The sequence below is a fragment of the Candidatus Absconditicoccus praedator genome, from assembly GCF_021057185.1.
Lineage (GTDB): Bacteria > Patescibacteriota > Gracilibacteria > Absconditabacterales > Absconditicoccaceae > Absconditicoccus > Absconditicoccus praedator.
This window is the reverse complement of record NZ_CP054059.1, coordinates 39065-59255: the sequence shown is the minus strand read 5'-3', so window position 1 is coordinate 59255 and position 20191 is coordinate 39065. Positions and strand designations below refer to the sequence as shown.

General features: G+C 26.5%; 21 protein-coding genes. 15 read left to right on the top strand and 6 right to left on the bottom strand.

Going from position 1 to position 20191, the window contains the following annotated elements:
- Nucleotides 1–17 precede the first annotated feature (17 nt).
- The 4 genes from HLG78_RS00310 to HLG78_RS00295 all read left to right on the top strand — a co-directional run bounded on the left by HLG78_RS00310 (nt 18) and on the right by HLG78_RS00295 (nt 2575).
- The gene (locus tag HLG78_RS00310) at nt 18–557 is read left to right on the top strand and encodes a GNAT family N-acetyltransferase (protein WP_231178278.1); all 540 of its coding nucleotides are present in this window, start codon (nt 18–20) and stop codon (nt 555–557) included.
- A 62-nt stretch (nt 558–619) separates the two neighbouring features.
- Nucleotides 620–832 (top strand): hypothetical protein, encoded by a 213-nt coding sequence (locus tag HLG78_RS00305; protein ID WP_231178275.1) that lies wholly within the window; start codon nt 620–622, stop codon nt 830–832.
- A gap of 21 nt (nt 833–853) precedes the next feature.
- Nucleotides 854–1714 carry a DMT family transporter gene (locus HLG78_RS00300; protein WP_231178273.1) on the top strand — a complete coding sequence of 287 codons (861 nt, stop codon included), beginning with the start codon at nt 854–856 and terminating at the stop codon, nt 1712–1714.
- Between the two features lie 63 nt (nt 1715–1777).
- Nucleotides 1778–2575, top strand: a complete 798-nt coding sequence (locus HLG78_RS00295) for an aldo/keto reductase (RefSeq protein ID WP_231178271.1) — start codon at nt 1778–1780, stop codon at nt 2573–2575.
- Here HLG78_RS00295 and mutS read toward each other — a convergent pair.
- Nucleotides 2572–5139 carry a DNA mismatch repair protein MutS gene (gene mutS / locus HLG78_RS00290; RefSeq protein ID WP_231178269.1) on the bottom strand — a complete coding sequence of 856 codons (2568 nt, stop codon included), beginning with the start codon at nt 5137–5139 and terminating at the stop codon, nt 2572–2574. The two genes, HLG78_RS00295 and mutS, sit on opposite strands and share 4 nt — an antisense overlap.
- Nucleotides 5140–5314: 175 nt before the next feature.
- Between mutS and HLG78_RS00285 the strand changes: the two genes are divergently transcribed.
- Complete coding sequence (locus HLG78_RS00285; protein WP_231178266.1) at nt 5315–6199, top strand: hypothetical protein; 885 nt, start codon at nt 5315–5317, stop codon at nt 6197–6199.
- On the opposite strand, the gene HLG78_RS00280 is transcribed toward HLG78_RS00285, so the two are convergent.
- Together HLG78_RS00280 and HLG78_RS00275 are read right to left on the bottom strand one after the other, a co-directional pair.
- Complete coding sequence (locus tag HLG78_RS00280) at nt 6196–6726, bottom strand: LemA family protein (RefSeq protein WP_231178264.1); 531 nt, start codon at nt 6724–6726, stop codon at nt 6196–6198. The two genes, HLG78_RS00285 and HLG78_RS00280, sit on opposite strands and share 4 nt — an antisense overlap.
- A 19-nt stretch (nt 6727–6745) precedes the next feature.
- On the bottom strand, nt 6746–7933 hold the full coding sequence (locus HLG78_RS00275) for a DUF3137 domain-containing protein (protein ID WP_231178262.1): 1188 nt from the start codon (nt 7931–7933) through the stop codon (nt 6746–6748).
- 144 nt (nt 7934–8077) lie between these two features.
- Here HLG78_RS00275 and cgtA point away from each other — a divergent pair, with 144 nt between their 5' ends.
- On the top strand, nt 8078–9571 hold the full coding sequence (cgtA, locus tag HLG78_RS00270; protein ID WP_231178259.1) for an Obg family GTPase CgtA: 1494 nt from the start codon (nt 8078–8080) through the stop codon (nt 9569–9571).
- Nucleotides 9572–10000: a hypothetical protein gene (locus HLG78_RS00265; protein ID WP_231178257.1), complete on the top strand. Its 429-nt coding sequence runs from the start codon at nt 9572–9574 to the stop codon at nt 9998–10000. It abuts the gene before it with no gap.
- 52 nt (nt 10001–10052) lie between these two features.
- Here HLG78_RS00265 and HLG78_RS00260 read toward each other — a convergent pair whose 3' ends face one another.
- The gene (locus HLG78_RS00260) at nt 10053–10220 is read right to left on the bottom strand and encodes a hypothetical protein (RefSeq protein WP_231178255.1); all 168 of its coding nucleotides are present in this window, start codon (nt 10218–10220) and stop codon (nt 10053–10055) included.
- A 151-nt stretch (nt 10221–10371) separates the two neighbouring features.
- Here HLG78_RS00260 and HLG78_RS00255 point away from each other — a divergent pair, with 151 nt between their 5' ends.
- The 5 genes from HLG78_RS00255 (at nt 10372) to holA (ending at nt 16432) form a co-directional block, all read left to right on the top strand.
- A complete protein-coding gene (locus tag HLG78_RS00255) occupies nt 10372–12123 on the top strand; it encodes an MBL fold metallo-hydrolase (RefSeq protein WP_231178253.1) in 1752 nt (583 codons plus the stop codon).
- The gene (locus HLG78_RS00250; protein ID WP_231178250.1) at nt 12123–13493 is read left to right on the top strand and encodes a hypothetical protein; all 1371 of its coding nucleotides are present in this window, start codon (nt 12123–12125) and stop codon (nt 13491–13493) included. The genes HLG78_RS00255 and HLG78_RS00250 overlap by 1 nt, the downstream gene beginning before the upstream one ends.
- Before the next feature lie 94 nt (nt 13494–13587).
- Entirely contained in the window at nt 13588–14049 is a 462-nt protein-coding gene (locus tag HLG78_RS00245) for an 8-oxo-dGTP diphosphatase (protein WP_231178248.1), read from the top strand.
- A gap of 81 nt (nt 14050–14130) precedes the next feature.
- Nucleotides 14131–15225: a molecular chaperone DnaJ gene (dnaJ, locus tag HLG78_RS00240; RefSeq protein ID WP_231178246.1), complete on the top strand. Its 1095-nt coding sequence runs from the start codon at nt 14131–14133 to the stop codon at nt 15223–15225.
- Nucleotides 15226–15445: 220 nt separating this feature from the next.
- Complete coding sequence (gene holA, locus HLG78_RS00235; RefSeq protein ID WP_231178243.1) at nt 15446–16432, top strand: DNA polymerase III subunit delta; 987 nt, start codon at nt 15446–15448, stop codon at nt 16430–16432.
- 60 nt (nt 16433–16492) lie between these two features.
- On the opposite strand, the gene HLG78_RS00230 is transcribed toward holA, so the two are convergent.
- Together HLG78_RS00230 and HLG78_RS00225 are read right to left on the bottom strand one after the other, a co-directional pair.
- Nucleotides 16493–16771 carry a hypothetical protein gene (locus tag HLG78_RS00230; protein WP_231178240.1) on the bottom strand — a complete coding sequence of 93 codons (279 nt, stop codon included), beginning with the start codon at nt 16769–16771 and terminating at the stop codon, nt 16493–16495.
- The gene (locus HLG78_RS00225) at nt 16758–17879 is read right to left on the bottom strand and encodes a M23 family metallopeptidase (RefSeq protein ID WP_231178239.1); all 1122 of its coding nucleotides are present in this window, start codon (nt 17877–17879) and stop codon (nt 16758–16760) included. Before HLG78_RS00225 ends, HLG78_RS00230 begins: the two co-directional genes overlap by 14 nt.
- 169 nt (nt 17880–18048) lie before the next feature.
- On the opposite strand from HLG78_RS00225, the gene HLG78_RS00220 reads away from it, so the two are divergent.
- The 3 genes from HLG78_RS00220 to HLG78_RS00210 all read left to right on the top strand — a co-directional run bounded on the left by HLG78_RS00220 (nt 18049) and on the right by HLG78_RS00210 (nt 20139).
- The gene (locus HLG78_RS00220; protein WP_231178238.1) at nt 18049–18309 is read left to right on the top strand and encodes a hypothetical protein; all 261 of its coding nucleotides are present in this window, start codon (nt 18049–18051) and stop codon (nt 18307–18309) included.
- A gap of 66 nt (nt 18310–18375) precedes the next feature.
- A complete protein-coding gene (locus HLG78_RS00215; protein ID WP_231178237.1) occupies nt 18376–19074 on the top strand; it encodes an ATP-binding protein in 699 nt (232 codons plus the stop codon).
- Nucleotides 19075–19161: 87 nt separating this feature from the next.
- On the top strand, nt 19162–20139 hold the full coding sequence (locus tag HLG78_RS00210; RefSeq protein ID WP_231178236.1) for a M20 family metallopeptidase: 978 nt from the start codon (nt 19162–19164) through the stop codon (nt 20137–20139).
- Nucleotides 20140–20191 lie beyond the last annotated feature (52 nt).

Sequence of the window (20191 nt, the reverse complement as noted above, 5' to 3'; positions counted from 1 at the left end):
CTTTGAATTCTAATAGTATGGAAGGGTATGAAAATTTTACAATTGTTACAGAAAAAGAACAATTTTATCTGAAAGCAATAGAGCAAAAATTTGCTAAAGATATATTCAATGAATTAACGGATGAAATTACATATTATATGTACCCCTCAACTCCTCAAAAAATAGAAGAAACAGAACAATTTATAGATGAATCTATAGAAAAAAATAGGATATGAAGACAGATCCAAATGGTCATTTTAAGTAAAGAAAATGATGAATTTCTGGGCTGTGCCTGACTTCACAAGATGAATACTCCAACACCAGAATTGTGAGTATGGGTAAAAAAATCGGCTCAATGAAATTGATATGGTAAAAAAGCTATGGAAGTGTTAAAAAGGCGAGCAGATAAAAATTTGAATTATAAGTATATAATTTATCCATTTGATACTGATAATATAGCTAGTAGAAAAGTTGCTGAATATCTTTGATGAAGATATGCTGATGAGTATTATTCCCAAAACATGGATTGAACTTATTCTTATGTATTAGAGTATAGAATCTTCCCAAAAAGTTGATAATTCCTTGATTTTTCTGAATTTTTAATTATATAGTCAGGACTTTAAATTCTTACTTAATAATAATGGGTATTTTAAAACCAGATTCTATGTGATCTACACCGGAGAATATAGGTAGTTATTATGATGAGCAAATTATGCAAGTGCTTAACTGAGAAGGTACTAGTTTGAGTCAAGCAAGAACTTTTGAAAAACCAAGAAGTTCTGATATGTTTGATTGAATAGAAGTAGAAGCAGAATGAGATCGTAGACTGATAGAAATTTTGCAAGGTAGCTAATTTATTCCATAATGATTTGATTTGTGAATAATATATGCAATTATATCAGCTTTTTGATATAGTATAAATCATATTATAAATAAATTTATATTGAATTATCTAAACACCTGGAATACGGTGTTTTTTACTTCATTTTTTGTTGCATTTTTGCTTTTTTTATTTTTTTTGTTTAGTTGAGAACAATTTTCAAGTCTAGGTCTTGAAGAATTTTTGATATGGGTTATTGCTTCAATAACTTGATTTGTTGCTTTGTGGAGTCTTTTCAGGTCTTTTGAATTTATTTCTATATGAGAAAGTATTGCTATAGCAAACATTTTTCCTTTTTTGATAGTTTTATTTGTTTTCTTATCTTATCAGGAGGGTGTATGATTATTTCATCTAATTTGAATGAGTTTGGTCTTTTTTTGAATTTTTTTGATATCAAAGCAAGATTGAAGTTTTAAAATTTCATTGGATACTAAATATGCTTTCATAACCGCAATTGGGTGGGCATTTTACAATTTTGCTATAGATTATTTTGTAAGAAGTTGATTTTCTATTTTACAGGTATCACTTATGTTTGAAGTGTGAGTTTTTTTATCTTCTTTACTTTATATACTATTTAATTTTTGACTGCCCTTGCAGTCTATTAGAAATGTTTTTTTAAACCAAAAACTTTTATTACTATGTTTTCTTTCTGGTCTGAGTACAGCAGCTTGAACTTATTTTACAGTACTTGCTATGAGTTATATTCCAGTATCTATAGTTGGGTCTATTGTAAGTAGTCAAGTAGTATTTTCCGCTTTATTAGGATATTTTGTGTTGTCTCAAAAACTTTCATATCTTAAACTCACTTGAATATTAATTGTCTTTGTTTGATTGGTTTTATACAATTTTATATAAGATGTTGCAATTGGTTTAGATATTGGTTATTATTTATTAAGTTTTATATTATGAAATAAATCAATGCAAATACCAACTCTTTGAATTTGAACCTGGAAAAATGAATGAGTTTCCTGTCAAAATATTGTCAAAGAAGCTTTAAGTATGGGATATACTCACATAGATACAGCCCAAATATACTGAAATGAAGAAGAAGTAGGTGAGTGAACCAAACAGTCTTGAGTATCTAGAGAAAGCTTTTTTCTTACTACAAAGGTATGGATAGATAAATTTTCTTATGAATGAGTTATTACTTCTGTAGAAGAAAGTCTTAGAAAACTTTGAACAGATTTTATAGATTTACTTCTTTTGCATTGGCCGCAAGACGAGTATTCACACAAAAATGCATTGGATGGTATGATGAAACTCAAACAGGACTGAAAAATAAAAGAACTATGAGTTAGTAACTTCAATATAAAATACTTAGAAGAGGCTATAAATCATACCTGATGAGATATATACAACAATCAAATAGAGCAGCACATTTACTTACCTCAATCAAACCTTACAGATTTTTGTAAACAAAATAATATTTCTGTGACAGCATATTCACCCTTGGCTCACTGACATGTATTCAAAGATCAAGTTTTATCTGATATTGCCAACAAATACAACAAAACTATTTCCCAAATAGCTCTAAAATGGATAATTCAAACTCAATGATCTATAGTAATTCCAAAAACTTCTAATATTGACCGTCTAAAAGAAAATATGGAAATATTCAATTTTGAGATAGAAAATGAGGATATACAACAATTAAATAGTTTGCCTAAAACTCATAGATATATAAACCCTCCTTTTTCACCAACTCGAGATGATTAATCTTTTAGTTGATTTTTCAGGTCATCAAGTATTTTCAAAGCTTGCATGGGGGTTGTTTCATTTATATTGGTTTGATTAAGAGTTTGTTTGATCTTCTCAAAATTTGGATCGTATTTTTGGGATGGAAGTTCAAACAGTCATGCTTGTTTGTGTTGAGTTTGTTTTTTCTCTAGTTTGTGTAAGTTTTCTTCAGCTTTTTTCAATATCCAAGATGGAAGTCAGGCTATTTTGGCCACATCAATTCAATAACTTTTGTTGGCTCATCATTCAGAAATTTTTTTGAGAAATACAACTTGTTTTTCGGTTTCATAAACAGCTACAGAAAAATTCTTGATGTTGGAATAATCATTTTCAAGATTGATTAATTCATGATAGTGAGTTGCAAACAATGTTTTGGAGTTTATGTTTTCAGCAAGAAACTGTAATATAGATTTTGCTAGGGCTACTCAATCATAAGTAGAAGTTCATCTTCATAGTTCATCAAGTATTATGAAACTTTTTGAAGTGGCATTATTCAAAATATTTGCAACTTCTATCATTTCTGTAAGGAAAGTTGATTGATTCTTGGCAATAATATCTCCGCTACCAACTCTGGCATAAATTCAATCTACTGTAGGAATGTTTGCTTTTCAGGCAGGCACAAAAATCCCACAATGTGCCAACAAAACAATTATTGCATTTTGTCTAAGAAAAGTAGATTTTCAACCCATATTGGGTCAGGTAATAATATGTATACTGCTTTGATCATCCATTCATAAGTCATTTGGTACAAAATTTTCATTTGTTGGTAGAAATTTTTCAATCACCGGATGTCTTCATTGTTGAATAAACATTTCTCATTTGGTTCAGATATTTGGTCTTATCCAGTTGTTTACTCTTGCAAACTCTCAAAAGCTAGAAAATACATCCAAAAATCATATACTGTCAGAAAATTGATTTATTTGTTTTGACAGGTTTTCAAGCTGGTTTTGAAGGTTGTCTATTATTTGTTTTTCTAGTTTTGTTAGCTTTTCTTTGGCGGTTAGAATTTTTTGTTGGATTTGTTGTAAGTATGTGGTGGTGTACCTTTCTTGAGATTTGAGTGTTTGTACTCTTACAAAATCAAAATTTTGGTTTTCAGGATTGGCATATTCTTCAAGTTTGGTTGAATCTTTTTTGGTGGTTTCTATGAAATATCATTGGTTGGAAATGTATTTTATTTTAACTCATTGAATTCAAGTTTTTTGTACAATTTGTTGTTGGTATTCAAGTATTAGCTTGGATGAATTGTAGGCAATTTGTCTTAGTTCATCAATTTGTTGATCATATCAGTCTTTGATATACTCATTTTCTGTGGGTTGTTCTTTGATAGCTGACGATAATTCTTGAGAAAACTTGTATATTTGTGATAAATCTTGGTTTTTTATTGATAATATATGTTGTGTAAGAATATTGTTTTCTCATCATTCAAAAATTACTTCAAAACTATTTTTTAGTTTTTCCCATATTATAGGAGAGTTTTTTTTGTACAATAGTATGGAGAGTAACTTTGGAATATCATGTAGATTTTTTAGTTTGGATATTATATCTTGAGCTATTTCAGGATTTTGGATAAAATATTCTATTTGGTCTAGTCTTTTTTTGAGTAGTTTTACATCATTTGTTGGATTGGAAATAATATCATTTAGTTTTCTATTTCACATACCAGTATTTGTATTATTTATTACAGAAAATAGACTGTATTTTTTTTCTCATTCATAACTTGATTTGAATATTTCAAGGTTTCTTATCGTATTCTCATCTAATGATACCTTGTTGTCATCATTGATATGACTTATTTTTGATATATTTTTGATTGATTGTTTTTGTGTGTCCAAAAGATAACTGAGAAGTAATGCAAAAGATTTTTCTCTTCATCATTGAAGTGCTTTTCCATAGCTTCAAAGAGTTTGTATGTCCAAGTTGGTCTTAAGATATCATTCTTGGTCATAAGGTACATCAGATATATTTATCAAGCTATCAAGATATATATTGATCTGTTCTTCAAGTGTTTGTTTTTCCAAAAGATCTATATCTATAATTATCTCTGATGGGTTTATCTTGATAAAAAAACTTATCACATCATCTATACTATCAAAAGATTTAGTAAAATACTCTCCAAGACTGAAATCTCAGTAAGCTATATGAAAGTTTCATTCTTGGCTATTGTTTTGTACTATTCATGCTATAAAATTGTAGTTTTTTTCGTTGCCATCCAAGAAAGTTCAAGGAGTTAGTACATTTACTACTTCTCTTTTGACCAGTTGTCAAGGTACTACTTGTCATACTTGCTCTGCAATAGCTACTTTGTATCAGATTTGAATTATTTTAGAAAGATATTTGTCTACACTATGATGAGGCACTCCAGCCATTGGAGTTGGTGTTTTACTGTTTTTGTCTTTGTATGTAAGGACAATATCTAGTATGCTACTAAGAATTTTCGCATCTTCAAAAAAAGTTTCGTAAAAATCTCACATACGAAAAAGCAATATACAATCTTTGTATTGATTTTTGAGTTCTGCATATTGTCTTTGAGCAGGAGTCATACAGTTTTTAATATTTTATTTAAATATTGGTAATTTATATATATTTTTATTGATTTTTCAAATTTAATTTTTTATAGTGAATTAAAAATAAAACTACTAATCTTAAAAAGTGTTGACATGTGTTTGTTTTTTTGTATAAGTTTATTGGATTTTAATTATTATTAAAAAATATACTATGAGAGAGGTTGAATACTCAAGAGAGTATATACATTGATTAAGAAAGAGATTCCCAGAATTAGTAGAATATACAGAAAATGAGATAATAAAACTTTTAGAAATAAATAGAAAAAGAGTTTCAGTACAAGATACTGATAAAAATGAAAAAATATCATATGAGGAAGATTTTTTAATGTGATATTGTGAGTATATTGAAAATTTTTTGGAAAGCCTTAGAAAAGATCCTCAAAAAATAGACTTTGATAAGATAAAAAATTTTTTATTAATCTTAGAAACAGCAAAACAGTTGGGTATAGAAACTTCTCCTTATGAAAATGAAGCAATTGAAATAAATGAAAAATTTCTGCAAAATAGTAATTTTGATTATTCTCAAAAATTAGATGAACTCATAACCTCCAACGCTGATATATATACAAATTTTAACTGAACAGAAACATTAAATTTAAATAAGATACTTAAACACCTTGATATAATATGAGAACATATTAATGTTGATGATAAATTTAATATAACTAAAATACCAGATTCAAAAGTACAATTGTATCAAAAGACAATCTCACAAATTCTTCAGCGAAAAATAAACTTTTTGTTAAATTCTTTTTTCTATGTGTCAGTTGAAACTTTAGAAATGCTTGAAGAAGATATTGATTATGATTTTGAATTTGCAAAATATGTATGAGTAGATATAAATAAGAAAATTAAACAAATTACTTTTATAAGTAGATTGATAGAATTAAGAAGGGGTAATCAATCTTTTAGAAATTTTAACATTCTTTCTTTGTATGAAGAGCTTGCTTTGTTGAAATATAATTGAGTTGATGTTTCTAACCTTGAAAAACTGGTTGAAAAAATTGAAAAAAATATTCAACTAGAAAACAACTAGTCTTTTGATGTTACATTTGCTTCAAAGTAATCATATTTTGGGATATTTATCCTTTTAGCTATAATATTGTATGGAAAAATTTGCATAGTTGTGTTTAAAATTTTGAGGTTGGAGTTGTATATTTCTCTGGCAGCTGCCAAATTTTCTTCAATTCTGGAAATTTCTTTTTGTAGTTTCAAAAAATTTTCATTTGATTTTAGGTCTGGATAATCTTCAGAAACTGCAAAAATCTTTTTCAAATCAGTTCAGATACATTGTTCTTTGTCTTGTCTTTTTTTATCAATTGTGTGTTGATTTGTGACCTGATTTCTTAGTTCAGTTATATCTTCTAAAACTTCTTTTTCAAAATCTTTGTATGCTTTTACTGTTTTTACAAGGTTTGGTATTAGATCAGCTCTTTTTTGTAAATTTACATCTATTAATCTATATGCATTTTCTACATAATTTTTGTATTTTATAACAGTATTGTATATCCAAACTACTCAAATAAATGCTATAAATATTATTCATACTATTATGAACTCCATTTGGTTTAAGTTTTTAATTTTAAATATGATAATCTATATTTAGATTGTGAGGTATATCAAGAATTGCTTTTGTTAGTACATAAAACTCTATATATCATTTTAAGGTACGATTTAAAAAAAGATAATTTCATAAATCTAAAAATTTTTTATTTAGATGAATAAAAATATAAATATCATTTCATTCAAAATAAAAATCAAATTTTTTATTTGGAAATTTTTGAGAAAGTTGTTTGATAGAATTGATAGTTCTACTATCAAGAAAGTTTCTAACTTTATTTTGATCTTGTGCATAAATATCAAATTTTTTTTCAAACTCTATATCTTCAAGATTTACTTTTTTTCATTTTTTGAAAAAATACCATCATCATCACAATATAAGCACAACCAATAATATCAAAACTCATACTATCCAAAATTGTTCTATAGAAGACATATTTCACCATGTTATGAAAAATATTAAAACAAAAGGAATTACAAATAAAAATATAGCTAACTTATTTAATATACTTTTTTTGTGTATTATCTGAATCCAATCAAATACTTTTTCTTCACTATTCAAAGAGATTTTTTGAAGATATACATGGTCTACAGTTACTGTCTTGGTGCTTGTTCAGTTTTTAGTTTTTGTTGTTTTCTTTTTTTTGGTGACTATTTCTACTCATTGCATATTAGCAATAGTTTCTCAGTTTTCTTTAATATCTTTTTGAATGCTATTGTTAAATTTTTCTACTCGTTGATAATTTTTTAACATATTTGTTTTTTCTTTCACCTGTTGTACAGTATTATCAAAATACTTATCTGTAAGAGAAAATTTTGCTCAATCAAACATTTTTTCTACAAATTGAGAAAATAGTTTTTCTTCCTTTCTTGATTCTTCAAGCTTTAAATTTCATGAAACAGCTTCACGAATTATTTGAAACATAGATTTTTCTGAAGAAATATCAAGTTTTGCCACAAAGTAAGAAATAATTAAAAGCATTAATAGGCTGAATAAAATATTGTAAGGAATTAATAGTAAAGATGCAAAGAAAATATTTCAAACGATAAAAATAAATCATAACACCCACAAAATCCATTTAATTTTTTGATATTGTTGTTCTTTTTCTTTTATTATATTTTGAAAAAGGTCTTGATTGAAATAATCCTGAATTTCTTGAAGTTCTTCATTACTTATAAATCATTTTGAAAAATCTTTTTTAAACTTCATTAGGTCTATATTTCACATTTTTAAGAAAATTAATCTTTAAATTCTTATATGATTTGATAGTATAATAAAAACAAATAATTATTCAAATTGAAAATATCACAAAAATCATTATAAATCTTAATATATTTAGAATTAATATTTTAAATGAAGTTTTTTGATAAAGCAGATATACAAATATATTCAGGTGCATGAGGGGATTGAGTGGTTTCTGGGAGAAGAGAATCCAAAGTTCCTTATTGATGACCAAATGGTGGAGATGGGTGAAGATGATGAAATGTGATATTAAAATCCACAAAAGATGAAAATACTCTTCTTCCTTATAGATACAAAAAAATATTAAAAGCTGAAAATTGAAAACATTGACAATGATCAAGTATGCATTGAAAATCCGCTGATGATTTGATTTTGGAGGTTCCAATTTGAACTTTGGTAAAAGATTCTAATACAGGAAAAATTGTTTATTCATTCAATCAGGAATGAGAAAGTTTTGTGGTTTTGCAGTGAGGTAGAGGAGGATTTTGAAATACTCATTTCAAATCATCTACAAATCAATTCCCCGAATTTGCGCTGTATGGGGAGCCAAGGAAAAAAATGGATTTAAGCTTGGAATTACAACTTTTTGGAGATGTAGCATTAATATGAAAGCCAAGTGTATGAAAGTCAACAATCATAAATTCTGTAAGTAATGCCAAAGCTGAAGTGGCAGAATATCCTTTCACAACTATAGTACCAAACCTTTGAATGGTAGATTATAAATTTAATAGATTTTGTATGGTAGATGTTCCTTGATTGATAGAAAAAGCTTGAGAATGAAAATGATTGTGATTTCAATTTCTAAGGCATATACTGAAATCAAAAATATGGACATTTGTATTGGATCTTTCAGAAGAAGATATGTTTGAACAGTTTAAATTGCTTTTGGATGAAATTAGTAGTTATATCCAAAAAAGATATTTATGAAGTGTAGAATTTGATGAAGAAATTAAAGATATTAGATTTTCTATTGATCAACATATGAATTTTTATGTAAAAGCATATTTTCAGAACCAACAACCTCAAATACTATTTATCAAAAAGATAGTTTTTTTTCTAAATAAAAAAGATTTGATACCATACGATGTATTACAAAACAAATTACATAGTATTCAGGGAGGTTTGGTAGATTTTTTTGAAGAAAACTATAATATCGTTATAGAAAAAATTGATAAATTTATGTTTGTATGATCATGAGCAACAAAAAAATGAATAGATGAATTTTTGGATTTTTGTGTTACAAAATTTCCATTTCCTTTTGATTCAAACTATCTTGAGGCTTATATTTTTGAAAAAAATATTGAAAATAAGATATCTAGTAGTATAAAAAATATTACAAACTCACATATTGATATGCTATACGAACAATGATATATAGAAGATACCAATAAAAATGTATGGGAAATTGTTGATGAAACTTTTGCATATTATGTGTCTGTGTTGCCATGGTGAAATACTCAAGCTGAAGACCGATTTTGGAGAAAGTTGTCTACTATTTGATATGATTCATGGTTTGAAAACAACTGAATTAAAAGATTTGATGTATTGAAGGTAATTAGTCCTTATGTTGAAAAAGAAGATGTCTTTATAAGTTATGAATGATAAATGCCAGCTAACCAATTTATTAAAAATTCTAGGCAAATAAGATATGTGCTGTTTTTCTTAACTTTGTTTATGATGATATTCACAATTAGAACATATCTAAATCATTTTGAAATTGAAACTTCAATCCAACAAACCAAAGATGAAATAGAAAGAGTAGAAAAAGAAACAGCTTTTATGGAAAACTTTAAGGTAAATTACTTAGATAGTGATTATTGAAAATACTTTATGGCTCATGAATCAAGTATAACTACTCCTGATGAAACTGTAGTTAGGATTAGAGATAAAAAACTGCCTACAGAAGAAGAACTTCAGCTTCAGCAAATCAGGCAAGAAGAAGAAGTAACAGAAATTGTTGATCCAAGGGAGTCCTGGCAACATTTTTTGCAAGCAAGATTTTCTAAGTTTCTTGAAGAAATAAATTTAAACTAAAAAATATTATATTAAAATCCTAAATTATTGTTTTAATAATAACTTATAAGATTTATTTTTTTTTCTTTATAAATTTATCCAGTCGATTAATAAAGTAACTAAAAAATATTCAAAATAAAATTATAAGTATTATCATTAAGAACATGTCATCAACAATCCAGCCTAATGCTTGATGGACTCATGAAAAAATATTTCTCAAGCTATCTATAATTTCAGACATTTTGTTGTTAGGTAGAAATTAAAATCTTATTTAAAGTACTAATCAAAACTATAAAAAAGTCAATCAGAAAAATATTAATTTTATAAATATCTATTGACTTATAAATCTTTTTATTTATACCAAATATGGTTTTACACTATTATAAATAAAGATGGAGAAACTTAGAAATGTATCTTGTGATCAAACTAGAAAAGGGAATTGATTTTCTGAAAGATTGATAAATGAGTTGACTTGAATAACATTGACTCATCTAGGGTGAGTAGGAGATGATGATGTTTCTCTTACCGGTTCGTGTACTAGAGTTAGAATAAAAAGAAAATGAGAAGAAGATACAAATATACTGATAGATTTGTGAAGTTTTGTCTGATGACCAAATTCTCATGAAACTCAAAAAAGAAATAAAAGTTTTCCTTTCTCTCCAAGTGATATAGATGCCGTAGTAGTTACACATTGACATCTTGATCATATTTGAAAAATTCCAATGCTTGTAAATCAGGAATGACAACCTTTTAGATGAACTATTTATGCAACTGATGTTACATCTACTTTAATGAGAATATCCTTAAATGATAGTGTAGAAATAATGGAGGATGAGTTTTCATTTCAACAAGATCGTGCAGACAAGTTAAAAAAGCATTTAAGGTCTCAGTTAAAAGAACTAAAAGTTTATGAAAGAGCATTAAATCCAGCCAGAAAATCAGCCAAAAAAAATTGAATAGATCGTAAAGCCCAAGAAATAAGACAAACTCTAACCAATACAAATGAAATAAAGGAAAAAATTGAACAAATAAGGGCTATGCTTTCTGACTATTGAATAGAAAGAGAAGCAGATATAGAGAAAATTTTTGCTGGTAGAGTTGAAAAAGCAAGAGAAAAAAAACTTTTTGATTATGCTGATGTAGAAAAAGCTTTGTCTTTATTAAGAAAAACAGAATTTTATGAAACCAAAGAAATTGCAAAATGAGTTTATCTGACTTTTTTTAAAGCAGCACATATTTTGTGATCTGCTCAGGTTTTATTGCAAATAGATAAATGAGATGGTAGTACTTATAATATGTGATTTTCTGGTGATGTTTGAAGGTTTTTTGATCCAAATGAGTTGTGAGTACCAGATGTTATAGATAAGCCTTTGGATTTTTTCCAAGTAGAGTCTACTTATTGAGATAGAATTCATAAAGATAAGGAAAAAGAAATATCAGAAATGACTAACGAAATAAATAAAATTACTAAAAGATGATGAAAGATTTTGATTCCATCTTTTATGATACAAAGAAGTCAGGATATGCTTTCTTTGCTTGTGAAATTGAAAAGATACTGAAAAATACCTTCCAATATACAAGTTTACTTTGATTCTGAAAATGTTGAGCATTTGAATAATGTATATAGTGTAAATAATCCTGAATGATACTTTGATTTAAAAGATCCCAAAATCGAAAAGGTTTCAAATCATACAAAAGAAAATGAATTCTTATCTTGCTCTTGACCGGCCATAATGGTTTGTCCTTCTGGTATGATGTCTTGATGAAGTGTTATGAAGTACTTAGAATATATAATAAATAATCCAAAACATGCTTTGTTTTTTGTAGGTTTTCAAGCAGAAGGTACATTGGGAAGAAGAATACAAGAGGAGGATATTGTAAATATTGAAATTCCAAGAATAGGCACTGTAAGCAAAAGGTGTACAATAAAAAGTTTTTCTTCCTTTTCTTCTCATTGAGATGTGGATGATATAATGTATCTATTGAATGGTATGTGATTTAGACCAAACTGAGAGGTGATGGTTAATCATTGAGAAAGTTGATGATCTCAAAAACAACTCGTTGATACTATCAATAAATCATTTAAAGATAATTGACCAACTGCATCTCCTGCAATAATTTGAGAAACTAAAAAGTTATACTAATGGAAAAAATTACCGATGCTTCAAGAAAAATTTGAAAAAGAACACCTATTCAAAAATCTTTCATAAAGAACTATCAAGAGAAAGTATTGAGCTCCTTGGAACAGGATGAGATTTTGGATATTATAGAAAATAAAACTGTGGTGGTGGATTTGTCTATTAGAAAAGTAAAAAGATCTTGAGACAAAAAAATAGAAATGAATATGAATACCATCTCTGGTCTACCCCAATGATTAAATATTCAAAATCCTGATGTATTGGTACAATTTTGTAGGATACATTGATTTTTTCCTATTATAAGAAATATATATTTAGATAATATTGATATATCTAAAGTGGAGTTTTTGCCTCATCTTATGGATTTGTTTTTCTGGTTAATAAAAAACTGAGATATAAATTTTGCTCTTAATTCAGAATTAAGTAAAATAGTAGATTTGATGGAACAAAATGGATTGGATTCTTATGATATTTGAGATTTATTTTATATTTTTTCTATATTTAGAAATGTTAGAAGTGTAGGGGCTTGGGATGTCCCGCACTCTTTCTGACCAAATTTACAAAAAAATAGGAATGTGTGAACATTTTCTGAAAATATTTTTTGTGAAATAGCATTTAGGCTTGAAAATGAAGTAAGAAATGCTTTTGGTATATATGCAACTTATCTAAATTTGGCATCTATGAGAGATGATACCGAAAAAAAGATAGATATGTGGTTTAGTATTAACAATATAGATTCTTGAGGTGATGGATACAAAGAACTGCCTGTCCAATTTACAACAACTAATACTTGAAGATGAACATTTTCCAAAAACGACAATAAAGGAGTTAGATATTCATTGAAAAAATTGGAGAGAATAGAAAAAAAGCTTTTTGAAGAAGAATTTAGATCAAGGTATAATTTTCCTTTTGTAGTATTGTTTGTAAACTGAGATTTTTCTAAGGTTGTTGGTAAAGATGACTTTTTGGAATCTTATAGAAATTGGATTTCCAATAAAGAAACAAGAGAAGAACAGTCTATTTCAAAATTTCCTTTTTTCATAAATACAATGGACCAAGAAGGTTTGGTTGCTCCCAAAGTTTGATATATTGTTTTGAATGCTATATTTTCTCAATTAAAATTTAAGAAATATTTTAAATGATTAAGACAAATAAAAGATTATATTTCAGGATTACAACAAGAAATTGATGGGTTTATAGAAGATATGGAATGAGTCAAAATCTGATGGGTTTATATGGATAAAATATGAATCAGTATAGATGATATACAAACTGTCAAATCTCCAAATCCAAAGCAAAAATTTTATCTTACTTATTATGATATTACCTTTACTTACAAATGAAAAAAACAGTGAGCTGTAAGAATTTATTTATAGTGGATTTTTTGAATTATACTTAATTTTATATTGAATTAGTTACCAAAAACTTTACATTGATAAATTAAATTTAATAATTAATTTTTGTGTTTAAATGACAGAAGCAACTTTAGTTTTTTTATTTAATGAAAAAAATCAAATACTTTTGGGCATGAAAAAAAGAGGTTTTTGACACTGAAAACGAAATTGAATATGATGAAAAATAGAAAAACAAGAGACATGTTCTCAAGCTGCTATAAGAGAATTGTATGAAGAAACAAAGATTAGTATTGAAGAAAATCAAATACAACAAATATGATTATTGTATTTTTACTTTGATGCTAATTCTGATTGGAATTTCAAAGTATATGTATATAGCTGAATCTATGATTGAGATTTTGAAGAAACAGATGAAATTAAACCTTGTTGGCGAAACATTTCTGATATACCATTTGAGCAAATGCGAGAAGATGATAAATATTGGCTTCCTAGAATGTTAGATTGAGAAACTAATATTTGTGAAAAGTTTAATTTCGATGAAAACAATAAAATCTATAATAGACAGATAATAAAATAAAAAAACTTGAAATATTTTATAGCATCAATATATTATTGGTGCTATTGGTTTAGTTTTATTTATAAAATAAATTAGAGGTTAATGTTTGATTTTGATCCAAATAAAAATTATTATGAAATTTTAGGTGTTGATGAAAATGCTTCAGAAGATGAAATTAAAAAAGCTTTTAGAAAATTGGCAGTAAAACATCATCCAGATAGATGATGAGATCAAGAAGAATTCAAAAAAATAAATGAAGCTTATCAGATATTATCAGACAATCAAAAAAGACAACAATATGATCAAGTAAGGAAGTGATGAATGTGAGGCATGTGATGATGATTTGGTTGAGGATGAATGTGATGAACAACTTTTGATGTAGAAGATATATTTGGTGATGTGTTTTGAGATATATTTTGATGAGGTTGATTTTCTAGATGAAGATGAGCATCCAAAAGACCTAGAAGAGGAGAAGATATTGTTGTAAGTCTTGAAGTAGATTTTAAAGAAGCTTATAAGTGAGTTTCAAAAGAATTTAAATACAAGAGAAATGTTCATTGTGATGTGTGTGATTGAACTGGAGTAGACAAAGAAAGTCAAAAAACAACATGTTCTACTTGTGGTGGTAGATGAGCAGTAATTCAAACTCAAAAAACACCATTTTGAGTAATGCAATCTCAAACTGTTTGTCCAGATTGTAGATGAGAGTGATCAAAAGATAGTAAGCCTTGTACAAATTGTGGATGAAGATCATTAACTTCTAAAGAAGAGAAAATAAAAGTAGATATACCTTCTTGAATTAGGTCTTGAGAGCATTTGAAAGTGCCTTGAATGTGAAATTATTGAATAAATCAATGACCAGCATGAGATTTGTATGTGAAAGTAAATATCAAATGATGAAGTGGCTTTAAAAGAGAATGAGATAATTTGGTGGTTGAGGTAGAGGTGCCATATTATGATGCTGTGCTTTGATGAGAGGTAGAAGTAGATCATCCAGACTGAAAAACTACAGTAAAAATACCAAAATGAACTCAGCCATGAGAAAGAATATCAGTTTCTTGAAAATGATTTGGTCAATGATGATTTGGAATATGGAATAAAAAATGAGATATGATTGTTGTTCCAAAAATAAAGCTACCAAAAAAGCTTACAAAAGAGCAACAAGACTTATTTAAGAAATTAAAAGAAATATGATAAAATATATCTTCACAAGTTGACATTTTTAATTTTATATGTATAATAATATATACCTGGTGGAGGTGCTAAATGCTAGATATTTGAATTTAATAAATATAAATGGGTTGTGTTTAAAGATAGTCATTATTGATTATCAATACAACCTTTTTTTCTCTTGAAAAATTTTAAAAATAGGTTAGATATATATAAATATAATTTTAATTAATAGCTTTCAAGTTTTATGAAAAAAAATATTCAACTTTTTACATGAGATGAATCCTATTTTCTTAATAAAGAAATAGATAAACGAAAACAATGATTTGCTAATAAACATGGAAAAGAAAATATTTTTCAATTTAAATCTGATGAGTTTGATTCTGATGAAATAATTAATACAATATTTTCTTGATGATTGTTTTCTCAAAAAAAACTTGTTTTTATATATGGTGTTCCAAAAGATTCTTTTGGTTCAAACAAAATAACTTCAAAAAAAATTTCAGACTTTGAGGAAGTATTTCAAAATAAGTTTTATGAAATTGATGATGATGTTTTTGTAGTTTTTGTAAGTTTACAGCCTGATAAAAGAACAAAGTTTTATAAATTTTTGAAAAACAACATTTCTATAAAATCTTTTAATAAAATGAAAGAAAAAGATGTAGTAAATTTTATCAAAGATAATTATATGGATGTTTTTGAGTCTGAAAAAGAAATTATAGAATTTGTTGAAATAGTATGAGTTGATATGTACATGATAGAAAACGAAATAAAAAAACTAAAAAGTTATGTAAAAAATAACAATAAAAAAATAGATTCTATGCTAATTCGTGAAATTTGTTTTGCTGGATGACATATAAATTCTTTTTTGATTTTGGATCACCTTTTTTCTGATAAAAATAAAGCATTAAACTTACTAGAAAAATCTCAAAAAGATTGAGCTGATTCTATGCAGATTTTGTGAATGCTAGCTTGGTCTGCAAGAGTTAGTATATATATTATTGATTATTATAACAATGTATCTAGCTCTTCTAAAGATATTGCTTCTTCATTGTCTTTACATCCTTTTGTTGTTTCAAAAACACTAAAACACATTCAAAAACTTTCCAAAAATTATCAATCAATAAAAACTTTTTTTCATAGTATAGTTATTTTGGATAAAACTATAAAGAACTGAAATATTTCACAAGATTTAATCTGGCTGAATTTAAAAAAAATAATCACTAAAATTTAAAATACTTGGATTTGTTTTTTAATTAATTTTTGAGTTATAAATACAGGCACAATTTATAATTTATTTTATTCTAATATCTTTTATTGTTTGATTGCATCAAATTTTTTTCAATTTTTGGTTTAATTTTCTAATTATTTCTATTTTATATCTAAAAATTTCTGTTTTTCAGTAAATTGGAGTTGGGCTGACAAAAATTATTCAATTTTTAACTTTTCAACTGACTTTAATTTTTCAATTAAAAAATTTTTCAATATGTTTAAGACACATAGATGATATACTTATTCACATAAGTTTTTTCTTGGAAAGATTGGTTTTAAGTTGTTGTCTAAACTCTAACATCGTGTTTTGGTATATTATATTTTATAGCTTCCCATAATATGCTAGCAACTTGTTCTTTTGTTAGTACTTCATTATCTATGCTAGATATGTATTTTTTCAAACTTGGATTGTTTATTCAACTAAGAATCTTTTTTACCTCATTTTTTGTAAGATTTCTTGTGCTTTTTTCTTCATTAATTGTTGGATCTATTAATCACTTTTCTTGAAGTTTTTTAATAATATTTGAAAATTGTGATTTTGATATTGGTTTTTGAGGGTTAAACTTTTCTTTATACAAATTTATTGCTCATATTCAATAAAGTCAAGATATAGCTGTAAATGCTTTTTTTTCTGATATATTTAAGTCTTTGGGTAAAAGCTTTGGATACCCTGGAGCCAAATAAAATGCTTTTTTTAGAGTTTTTTCTGTTTTTTCTTCTTTGATTTTTAGATTATTTTTTATTATTTGTAGGGGATCTTGGGTGTACTTTTTTATATTTGCTGGATCTTCACTATAATATGGATATACTCAAGCAATTAACTTGTCAATTTGTATATATATTCAAGGATAATATCATCATCCTGTTTTTCAAGCAGTTCACAAATTTTTTCATTTTTTTATTTTCTGATTTTTTTCTACATATATATTTTCTAAGTTAGCAAATGTCCATATGTTTGAATCATTATCTTTAATTATTATAAAATTTCATAATCATTTCCTAGATCATTTTCGTGTTGTTTTTTGAATTACTTTTCAGTTACAAAAAGAACTTATAGGAGTCCCTTTGGGTAGATTTATTTGTATTCAGTGAGAGATTCATTTTCACATATTTCGTTTGAAATTTTCGCTTGTCCATAATGTTGGGATTAAAAGCTTACAAGATATAAGTAAGTTTTTATAGGTTTGGATAATTTTTCAATTGTGAGTACGAGATATGTTCTCTTTCTCTCTTTCAGAAAGAATTTTATTTATACTTCTCATGTCTATATTTTCAAAATTTTTTATGAATTCTTTATTGAGGAATGTTAAAAAAACTTCCAAATTAATCCATCCTTTTTTATTTTGATTTTTGTAGTGTGTTGATATTTTTTCTTCAAAATTATTTAATGTATAGAACGGTACTTTCATTTTTTATTTTTATTTTTAAAGCTACTTAAAATTATATTGAATACCTAATATTTGTCAAATCAAATTTGGTAGAAAATTAATTATAAAAATTAATATGTTTAATCTGTTGATAAAAAATTTTTTTAAATTATTATCTTAAATTATAAATTTATTTCAAATGACTTTGATTATGAAAAGTATTGAAAACCTTTATTATTGAGAATTAAAAAAATTTCCAATAGAATCAGAATATATTGAAAGAAAAAAAGTAGAATTAATAGAATTATTAGATAGTAATAGTGAAGCATATAAGAATCATTGATTATTTGATATACTTACTTGAATATCTGTCTATATAGAACTTATTGGTTTTGCTTATGCTACAAGATACTGACAAAACTACTCCAAGATGCTTACAAAAACTCTTTGAAAACTTAATCAAATTATTTAAGACTACAAAAAATGAATAGACAAAGATATTAATTTCTCAAAAATATGGGAAGTAGAAGAAATTTTTTTGCAGGAATTGCAAAATTTTGGTAATATCAAAGAAGATCCAGATGTGTTATCCAAGGTTGTGCAAACTCATGAAGCTTTGTCTTATCTTTATAAAAAATTAATGTATGCTCATGATGAAAATGAAAAATATACTTATCAGGAGGTTACCAATACACAACTAAAAACTAACATGGAAGAACTTGCAAGTAATATAACCAAATGTATTTGATATTACTGAATTGATTTTGGTTGTAGAGAAAGTGAAGTTTGTGATTTTGATATCCAAGAAAATTATGATAATTGAGACAGTTTTGGTTATGGAATATACTGTCTGAATGTATGAGAATGATTTGATATAGATTTTGAGGTAGAAAATAACACTTCTTGAATTCTAAAATTACCAGTTGTAGCAAAACATATTATAGATGAACTAATTACTAATTGAATAAAATATTCTATTCCTTCAAATAAGATAAAAATAAAAATAATTCAAGACAATGAATCCACCAAAATTGAGGTAATAGATAATTGAATATGAATTCCTGAGGATAAACAAGTTGATAGTTTCAAGAAAAATGTTTCATTTTACTCAGAAGATGATATCAAAAGATATGGTTTTGGTTTGTACTGGATATATTTGGAGATGCAACAACTTGGTTGAGAAATTTTCATCAAATCAAAAGAATGAGTTGGTACCAAGATAATACTTGTGTTTTAGGCAAATCAAATAACCTATTCTTCACAACAAGAAATTTATTTTTGTCTAACCGTGATTATTTAATATTTACTGTCTAAATAATTCAAAATGATAGAGGTTCTCAAAACTCTTCAGAGTATAAAAAGTATTGACTGAAAAGAAAACGAGAAGAAAAGAGTCTGTGATTATGTTCACTCACTGTTTGAAAATACATGATTTTATATAGAAAGGTTTGAAAATGAATGAATTTACTCTATAGTTATATCTTCAAAATGAGGTAGGGATACAGATTTCTTATTTTGTTGACATTTGGATGTTGTGGATGCTGATGAGCAGACATGGGAATTTGATGAAGATGAGGAATTTTATTACTGAAGGTGAACATTGGATATGAAATGAAGTTGTGCAGTCATGATAAATGTTTTTTTGGATAATCAGAAAAATATACTAAACTCTAACAAAAATTTTGCTTTAATGTTTACAACAGATGAAGAAATTTGATCCAGCAGATGAGTTAATTATCTTATAAATACAATATGATTCAATGCTGATATGGTTTATATTCCTGATACTTGAGCATGAATGAATAGATTTCTTAGGGAATGAAAAGGTTTTCTTTTTACTGAAATAAAAATTTCTTGAGTAGAATCTCATGGTTGCAGACCTTGGAGATGAAAAACTGCACTGGATACATTTGTGGGCTTATATAATAATCTTTATGAAATTTTTCCAAGAGCTAAGTGAGATGAAGATGGATGGTTTGCAACATCTGTAAATATCTGAATAATTAACTGATGAGAAGCTTTCAATAAAGTAATGTGAAATCTTACTTTCAACCTAGACATTAGATTTCATCCGAAAAATTCTCTTGAAGAAATTGAAAATAAACTGTATTCAATTGTAGATAAATTTGAGAATGTTGAATGTAATCTGCTTCATAGGTTTTGATGATTTAGTATAGATGACCAATCAGAGTATATTAAAAAAATATCTTGATGTGGTTCAGGATTATTATGGTCAAGAAATAGAGGATGAAAAAGAATACTGATCCAATGACTGAAGATTTTTTGCATCTTTGACAAATAATATTATTATGACCTGACCTTCTGGTTTTTGATATCATTCTATCTGAGAAAAA